This is a genomic window from Mangrovicella endophytica, assembly GCF_002893625.1.
Classification (GTDB): Bacteria; Pseudomonadota; Alphaproteobacteria; order Rhizobiales; family Rhizobiaceae; genus Mangrovicella; species Mangrovicella endophytica.
In genome coordinates this window covers 1,193,432-1,200,165 of the sequence record NZ_PKMZ01000001.1, presented here as the reverse complement: position 1 = coordinate 1,200,165, position 6,734 = coordinate 1,193,432, and the positions used below count along the sequence as shown (strand labels likewise).

The following is a 6,734-nucleotide window of genomic DNA, read 5'->3' as shown; positions in this document are numbered from 1 at the left end:
ATGGAAGAGAAGCTGCGCTTCGCGATCCGCGAAGGCGGCCGTACCGTCGGCGCCGGCATCGTGTCGTCGATCGTCGAGTAAGGACGACAGCCTGGCGCGCCCCGTGATAGGGGCGCGCCGGTTCTGCCCCACGGGGCGGCAGCGGGAGCGGGCAGGGCCCAATCCACTGCTTGACATGGCTGCCTTGAGAGACAAGCGCTCGGATGACGCCGCCAGAGGCTGGTCTCCGACGAGAGGACGAATGCAATGAACGGCCAGAATATCCGCATCCGCCTGAAGGCGTTTGATCACCGGGTTCTAGACGCTTCGACGCGCGAGATCGTGTCGACGGCCAAGCGTACCGGCGCGAACGTGCGGGGCCCGATCCCGCTGCCGACGCGCATCGAGAAGTTCACCGTCAACCGCTCGCCGCACATCGACAAGAAGTCGCGCGAGCAGTTCGAGATGCGCACCCATAAGCGGCTGCTCGACATCGTCGACCCGACGCCGCAGACCGTGGATGCGCTGATGAAGCTCGACCTCGCCGCAGGCGTCGACGTCGAGATCAAGCTCTAAGGAGCGGCATGAACCGACCGGGCTTTTCGCCCCTAAGGTTCCTCTGAAGAAAGAACGAGAAATGCGTTCAGGTGTAATCGCACAGAAGGTGGGCATGACGCGCGTCTACAACGACGCCGGCGAGCATGTCCCAGTGACCGTCCTCAAGGTCGAGAACCTCCAGGTCGTCGCACAGCGCACCAAGGAGAAGAACGGCTACACGGCCGTGCAGCTCGGCGCTGGTCTTGGTAAGGTCAAGAACACGTCCAAGGCCATGCGTGGCGTCTTCGCGGCCGTTTCGGTCGAGCCGAAGCGCAAGCTGGTCGAGTTCCGCGTCTCCGACGACAACCTCATCGACGTGGGCGCCGAGATCACGGCCGAGCACTTCGTCGCCGGCCAGATGGTCGACGTCACCGGCACCTCGATCGGCAAGGGCTTTGCCGGCGTCATGAAGCGCCACAACTTCGGCGGTGGCCGCGCGACGCACGGTAACTCCGTGTCGCACCGCTCGCATGGTTCGACCGGTCAGCGCCAGGACCCGGGCAAGGTCTTCAAGGGCAAGAAGATGGCCGGTCATATGGGCCAGGTTCGTGTCACCACGCAGAACCTTCAGGTCGTGCGCACCGACGTCGACAAGGGCCTCATCCTCATCCGCGGCGCCGTTCCGGGCTCCAAGGGCGGCTGGATCGAAATCCGCGACGCCGTGAAGGCCTCGCTTCCCGACAACGCGCCGAAGCCGGCTGCGCTGCGTTCGGCCGCGAACGGCGCCGAGGCCGCCACTGCTTCCGAGGGAGCGGAATAATGGACATCACCATCAAGAGCCTCGACGGCACCGAAGCCGGTACCGTCAGCCTCAAGGACGAGATCTACGGTCTCGAGCCGCGCGAGGACATCCTGCAGCGCATGGTCCGCTGGCAGCTGGCCAAGCGCCAGCAGGGCACGCACCAGTCGCTCGGCCGCGCTGACGTCGCCCGCACCGGCGCCAAGCTCTACCGCCAGAAGGGCACCGGTCGTGCCCGTCACGGTTCGGCTCGTGCACCGCAGTTCCGCGGCGGTGGCAAGGCTCACGGCCCGGTCGCGCGCAGCCATGACCACGACCTTCCGAAGAAGGTGCGCGCTCTCGCCCTGCGTCATGCGCTCTCGGCCAAGGCCCGCACGGACAGCATCATCGTCATTGATGATCTGACCTCGACGGAGACGAAGACGAAGGCGCTCGCCGAGCGCTTCGCCGGTCTCGGCCTCACCAACGCGCTGATCATCGGCGGTGCGGAAGTCGATCAGAACTTCTCGCGCTCGGCCCGCAACATCGCGCATATCGACGTGCTGCCGGTCCAGGGCATCAACGTCTACGACATTCTTCGCCGCCAGACCCTGGTTCTGTCCAAGGCTGCTGTCGAGGCCCTGGAGGAGCGGTTCAAGTGAGCGACCTTCGCCATTACGACATCATCACCAGCCCGGTGATCACCGAGAAGTCGACCCTCGTGTCGGACTTCAACCAGGTGGTCTTCAACGTCCCGAAGACGGCGACGAAGCCGGAGATCAAGGCGGCGGTCGAGAGCCTGTTCGGCGTCAAGGTCACCGCGGTCAACACGCTCGTCCGCAAGGGCAAGGTGAAGCGTTTCCGCGGCCGCATCGGCCGTCAGAGCGACCAGAAGAAAGCCGTCGTGACGCTGGCCGAAGGCCAGACGATCGACGTCTCGACCGGTCTCTGAGCCGAGCCGGAGGAACAAGACGATGGCATTGAAAAACTATAAGCCGACGACGCCGAGCCAGCGCCAGCTGGTCATCGTCGACCGCTCCGGTCTGTGGAAGGGCAAGCCGGTCAAGCAGTTGACCGAGGGCCTGACGCAGAAGGGCGGCCGCAACAACCTCGGCCGCGTCACCGCCCGCTACCAGGGCGGCGGTCACAAGCGCACCTACCGCAAGATCGACTTCAAGCGTCGCAAGCTCGACGCTGTTGGCACGGTTGAGCGTCTTGAGTACGATCCGAACCGCACCGCCTTCATCGCGCTGATCAAGTACGAGGACGGCGAGCTCGCCTACATCCTGGCGCCGCAGCGCCTGGCCGCCGGCGACAAGGTCGTGTCGGGCCTGACCGGCGTTGACGTGAAGCCGGGCAATGCGATGCCGCTGTCGGCCATGCCGGTCGGCACCATCATCCACAATGTGGAGATGAAGCCGGAGAAGGGCGGTCAGATCGCCCGCTCCGCCGGCTCCTACGCCCAGCTCGTCGGCCGTGACCAGGGCATGGCAATCCTGCGCCTCAACTCCGGTGAGCAGCGCATGGTCTCCGGCGCGTGCTTCGCCACCGTCGGTGCCGTGTCGAACCCGGACCACGGCAACATCAATCTCGGCAAGGCGGGCCGCTCGCGCTGGCTCGGCAAGCGCCCGCATGTTCGCGGCGTCGCGATGAACCCGGTCGATCACCCGCATGGCGGCGGCGAAGGCCGTACCTCCGGCGGCCGCCACCCGGTCAGCCCGTGGGGCAAGCCGACCAAGGGCAAGCGGACGCGCCAGAACAAGGCGACCGACAAGTTCATCATGCGCTCGCGCCATCAGCGCAAGAAGTAAGAGAGGCTTTTCTCATGACACGTTCCGTCTGGAAGGGTCCGTTCGTCGATGGCTACCTTCTGAAAAAGGCCGACAAGGCCCGCGAGAGCACCCGCAACGAGGTGATCAAGATCTGGAGCCGTCGCTCCACGATCCTGCCGCAGTTCGTCGGTTTGACGTTTGGCGTCTACAACGGCTCCAAGCACATCCCGGTGTCGGTGAACGAGGACATGGTCGGACACAAGTTCGGCGAGTTCGCTCCGACCCGCACCTATTACGGCCACGGCGCCGACAAGAAGGCGAAGAGGAAGTAACCGATGGGCAAGGCCAAGGCCGAGCGCCAGCTGAAGGACAACGAGGCGAAGGCAGTCGCCCGTACGATCCGTGTCAGCCCGCAGAAACTGAACCTCGTCGCGCAGCTGATCCGCGGCAAGAAGGTCGAGACGGCGCTGGCCGAGCTGACCTTCTCGCGCAAGCGCATCGCCGAGACCGTCAAGAAGACGCTCGAGAGCGCCATCGCCAACGCCGAGAACAATCACGATCTCGACGTCGACGCCCTGGTGGTCGCGGAGGCCTTCGTCGGCAAGTCGATCACCATGAAGCGGTTCCATGCCCGTGGCCGCGGCCGCGCCAGCCGCATCGAGAAGCCGTTCGCGCATCTCACCATCGTGGTGCGTGAAGTCGCCGAAGAGGAGGCCGCTTAAATGGGTCAGAAAGTCAATCCGACCGGCCTTCGGCTCGGCATCAACCGCACCTGGGATTCGCGTTGGTACGCGAACACCGGTGAGTACGGTCAGCTGCTGCACGAAGACATCAAGATCCGCAGCTACCTGATGGAAGAGCTGAAGCAGGCGGCGATCTCCAAGGTGGTGATCGAGCGTCCGCACAAGAAGTGCCGCGTCACGATCCACTCGGCCCGTCCGGGCATCGTGATCGGCAAAAAGGGCGCCGATATCGAGGTGCTGCGCAAGAAGCTGTCGTCGATGACGAACGCTGAGACGCACATCAACATCGTCGAGGTGCGCAAGCCCGAGACGGACGCGACCCTGGTCGCGCAGTCGATCGCCCAGCAGCTGGAGCGCCGCGTCGCGTTCCGCCGCGCCATGAAGCGCGCCGTTCAGTCGGCGATGCGCCTCGGCGCCGAAGGCATCCGCATCAACTGCGGCGGCCGTCTCGGCGGCGCGGAGATCGCCCGCACGGAGTGGTACCGCGAGGGCCGCGTTCCGCTGCACACGCTGCGTGCCGACATCGACTACGGCACGGCCGAGGCCGAGACCGCCTACGGCATCTGCGGCGTCAAGGTGTGGATCTTCAAGGGCGAGATCCTCGAGCACGATCCGATGGCGTCCGAGCGTCGTCAGATCGAGGGCGAGGCTCAGGGCGGTGGTCGCCGCCGCGAGCGCGCCTGAGCGATAGAGTTCGGAGAGACTTAAGATGCTGCAGCCAAAGCGCACGAAGTACCGGAAGGCGTTCAAGGGACGCATCCATGGTACGGCCAAGGGCGGGTCCAGCCTCAATTTCGGCGCCTTCGGCCTGAAAGCGATGGAGCCGGAGCGGGTGACCGCCCGGCAGATCGAAGCGGCCCGCCGCGCGATCACCCGTCAGATGAAGCGTCAGGGCCGCGTGTGGATCCGGATCTTCCCGGACCTGCCGGTGACGTCGAAGCCGACCGAAGTCCGCATGGGTAAGGGCAAGGGCGGCGTTGACTATTGGGCGGCGCGCGTTCATCCCGGGCGGATCATGTTCGAGATCGACGGCGTTCCGGAGGATGTCGCGCGCGAGGCCATGCGCCTCGGGGCTGCGAAGCTTCCGATCAAGACGCGCTTCATCCAGCGCATCGCCGAGTAAGGAGAGTTTGAAGTGAAAGCTTCCGACGTCAAGACGATGACCCAGGACGAACTCACGGACGAGCTCGGCAAGCTGAAGAAGGAGCAGTTCAACCTCCGCTTCCAGCGTGCCACGGGTCAGCTCGAGAACACCGCCCGCGTGCGCCAGGTGCGTCGCGACATCGCGCGTATCAAGACCATCTCCCGCCAGAAGGCGGCGGCGGCAAAGGCCTGAGGTAGAGACTATGCCCAAACGCGTTTTGCAGGGGACGGTGGTCTCCGACAAGAACGACAAGACCGTGGTCGTGCTCGTCGAGCGGCGCTTCACGCATCCGCTGTTCAAGAAGACCGTGCGCCGGTCGAAGAAGTACAAGGCGCACGACGAGGCCAACCAGTGCAAGGTCGGCGACATCGTCTCCATCGAGGAGACGAAGCCGATCTCCAAGGACAAGTGCTGGATCGTCGTCGCTGGCGACGCCGCGGCAGCCGTTTAATCCCATGTCCGGGCTGCGCATACGGCGCGCCCGGAAGACAAGCTTTGAAGGCGGTCTGACATGATTCAGATGCAAACAAACCTCGACGTCGCGGACAACTCCGGCGCGCGTCGTGTCATGTGCATCAAGGTGCTCGGCGGCTCCAAGCGGAAGTATGCCTCGGTCGGCGACATCATCGTCGTCTCGATCAAGGAGGCCATTCCGCGTGGTCGCGTCAAGAAGGGCGACGTGATGAAGGCGGTCGTGGTTCGCACGGCCAAGGACATCCGGCGCGCCGACGGTTCGGTGATCCGTTTCGACAACAACGCCGCCGTCCTCATCGACAACAAGAAAGAGCCGATCGGCACGCGTATCTTCGGACCGGTTCCCCGCGAGCTTCGCAGCAAGAACCACATGAAGATCATCTCGCTCGCGCCTGAAGTGCTTTAAGGGGACCTCAGATGCAGAAGATCCGCAAGGGCGACAACGTCGTCGTACTGGCCGGCAAGGACAAGGGCCGGACCGGTGAAGTCATCCAGGTGATGCCGAAGGACGATCGCGCCGTGGTGCGCGGCGTCAACATGGTCAAGCGCCACCAGCGCCAGACCGCCAGCCAGGAAGCCGGCATCATCGCCAAGGAAGCCCCGATCCACCTGTCGAACATCGCGGTCGCCGACCCGAAGGACGGCAAGGCGACGCGCATCGGCTTCAAGAAGCTCGACGACGGCACGAAGGTCCGCGTCGCCAAGCGTTCGGGAGAACAGATCGATGGCTGAGACCGCTTACGAGCCGCGGCTGAAGCGCGTCTATCGCGAGGAAGTCCGCAGCCAGCTGCAGGAGCAGTTCGGCTACGCCAACGAGATGCAGATTCCGCGTCTCGACAAGATCGTCATCAACATGGGCGTCGGTGAGGCCACCGGCGATTCCAAGAAGCCTTCGGTCGCTGCCGAGGACCTCGCCCGCATCGCCGGCCAGAAGCCGGTGATCACCCGGGCGCGGAACTCCATCGCCGGCTTCAAGGTGCGCGAGGGCATGCCCATCGGCGCCAAGGTGACGCTCCGCAAGGACCGCATGTACGAGTTCATGGATCGCCTGGTGCAGATCGCGCTGCCGCGCGTGCGCGACTTCCGCGGCCTGAACCCCAAGAGCTTCGATGGCCGCGGCAACTTCGCCATGGGCATCAAGGAACACATCGTCTTCCCCGAGATCAACTACGACAAGGTCGATCAGATGTGGGGCATGGACATCATCGTCTGTACGACGGCCAAGAACGACGACGAAGCGCGCGCCCTCCTGAAGGCGTTCAACTTCCCGTTCCGCCAGTAACGGCTGACGAGCAAAGGATCAGACA

General features: G+C 64.6%; 15 protein-coding genes. All 15 read left to right on the top strand.

What is annotated here, in order from left to right; translation table 11 throughout:
• A partial coding sequence (locus tag C0R46_RS05565; RefSeq protein ID WP_082490844.1) for an EF-Tu C-terminal domain-related protein occupies window positions 1-81 on the top strand: 81 nt, incomplete at its 5' end.
• Between the two features lie 165 nt (window positions 82-246).
• A complete protein-coding gene (rpsJ, locus tag C0R46_RS05560) occupies window positions 247-555 on the top strand; it encodes a 30S ribosomal protein S10 (RefSeq protein WP_007066362.1) in 309 nt (102 codons plus the stop codon).
• A gap of 61 nt (window positions 556-616) precedes the next feature.
• A complete protein-coding gene (rplC, locus tag C0R46_RS05555; protein ID WP_102958525.1) occupies window positions 617-1,336 on the top strand; it encodes a 50S ribosomal protein L3 in 720 nt (239 codons plus the stop codon).
• Window positions 1,336-1,956, top strand: coding sequence for a 50S ribosomal protein L4 (gene rplD, locus C0R46_RS05550; RefSeq protein WP_102958524.1), 621 nt, complete (start codon window positions 1,336-1,338; stop codon window positions 1,954-1,956). The genes rplC and rplD overlap by 1 nt, the downstream gene beginning before the upstream one ends.
• On the top strand, window positions 1,953-2,246 hold the full coding sequence (locus C0R46_RS05545; protein ID WP_102958523.1) for a 50S ribosomal protein L23: 294 nt from the start codon (window positions 1,953-1,955) through the stop codon (window positions 2,244-2,246). Before rplD ends, C0R46_RS05545 begins: the two co-directional genes overlap by 4 nt.
• A 22-nt stretch (window positions 2,247-2,268) precedes the next feature.
• Window positions 2,269-3,105, top strand: a complete 837-nt coding sequence (gene rplB, locus C0R46_RS05540; RefSeq protein ID WP_102958522.1) for a 50S ribosomal protein L2 — start codon at window positions 2,269-2,271, stop codon at window positions 3,103-3,105.
• 14 nt (window positions 3,106-3,119) lie between these two features.
• The gene (gene rpsS / locus C0R46_RS05535; RefSeq protein WP_102958521.1) at window positions 3,120-3,398 is read left to right on the top strand and encodes a 30S ribosomal protein S19; all 279 of its coding nucleotides are present in this window, start codon (window positions 3,120-3,122) and stop codon (window positions 3,396-3,398) included.
• A 3-nt stretch (window positions 3,399-3,401) separates the two neighbouring features.
• Window positions 3,402-3,788 carry a 50S ribosomal protein L22 gene (rplV, locus tag C0R46_RS05530; RefSeq protein WP_102958520.1) on the top strand — a complete coding sequence of 129 codons (387 nt, stop codon included), beginning with the start codon at window positions 3,402-3,404 and terminating at the stop codon, window positions 3,786-3,788.
• Window positions 3,789-4,493 carry a 30S ribosomal protein S3 gene (rpsC, locus tag C0R46_RS05525; protein WP_102958519.1) on the top strand — a complete coding sequence of 235 codons (705 nt, stop codon included), beginning with the start codon at window positions 3,789-3,791 and terminating at the stop codon, window positions 4,491-4,493. It begins immediately after the preceding gene.
• 25 nt (window positions 4,494-4,518) lie between these two features.
• Complete coding sequence (gene rplP / locus C0R46_RS05520) at window positions 4,519-4,932, top strand: 50S ribosomal protein L16 (protein WP_102958518.1); 414 nt, start codon at window positions 4,519-4,521, stop codon at window positions 4,930-4,932.
• 12 nt (window positions 4,933-4,944) lie between these two features.
• Window positions 4,945-5,145, top strand: a complete 201-nt coding sequence (rpmC, locus tag C0R46_RS05515; RefSeq protein ID WP_102958517.1) for a 50S ribosomal protein L29 — start codon at window positions 4,945-4,947, stop codon at window positions 5,143-5,145.
• 10 nt (window positions 5,146-5,155) lie between these two features.
• Window positions 5,156-5,404 carry a 30S ribosomal protein S17 gene (gene rpsQ / locus C0R46_RS05510; protein ID WP_102958516.1) on the top strand — a complete coding sequence of 83 codons (249 nt, stop codon included), beginning with the start codon at window positions 5,156-5,158 and terminating at the stop codon, window positions 5,402-5,404.
• Between the two features lie 60 nt (window positions 5,405-5,464).
• Window positions 5,465-5,833: a 50S ribosomal protein L14 gene (gene rplN / locus C0R46_RS05505; RefSeq protein WP_102958515.1), complete on the top strand. Its 369-nt coding sequence runs from the start codon at window positions 5,465-5,467 to the stop codon at window positions 5,831-5,833.
• A gap of 11 nt (window positions 5,834-5,844) precedes the next feature.
• Entirely contained in the window at window positions 5,845-6,159 is a 315-nt protein-coding gene (rplX, locus tag C0R46_RS05500) for a 50S ribosomal protein L24 (RefSeq protein WP_102958514.1), read from the top strand.
• On the top strand, window positions 6,152-6,709 hold the full coding sequence (rplE, locus tag C0R46_RS05495; protein ID WP_102958513.1) for a 50S ribosomal protein L5: 558 nt from the start codon (window positions 6,152-6,154) through the stop codon (window positions 6,707-6,709). The genes rplX and rplE overlap by 8 nt, the downstream gene beginning before the upstream one ends.
• Window positions 6,710-6,734: the final 25 nt, after the last annotated feature.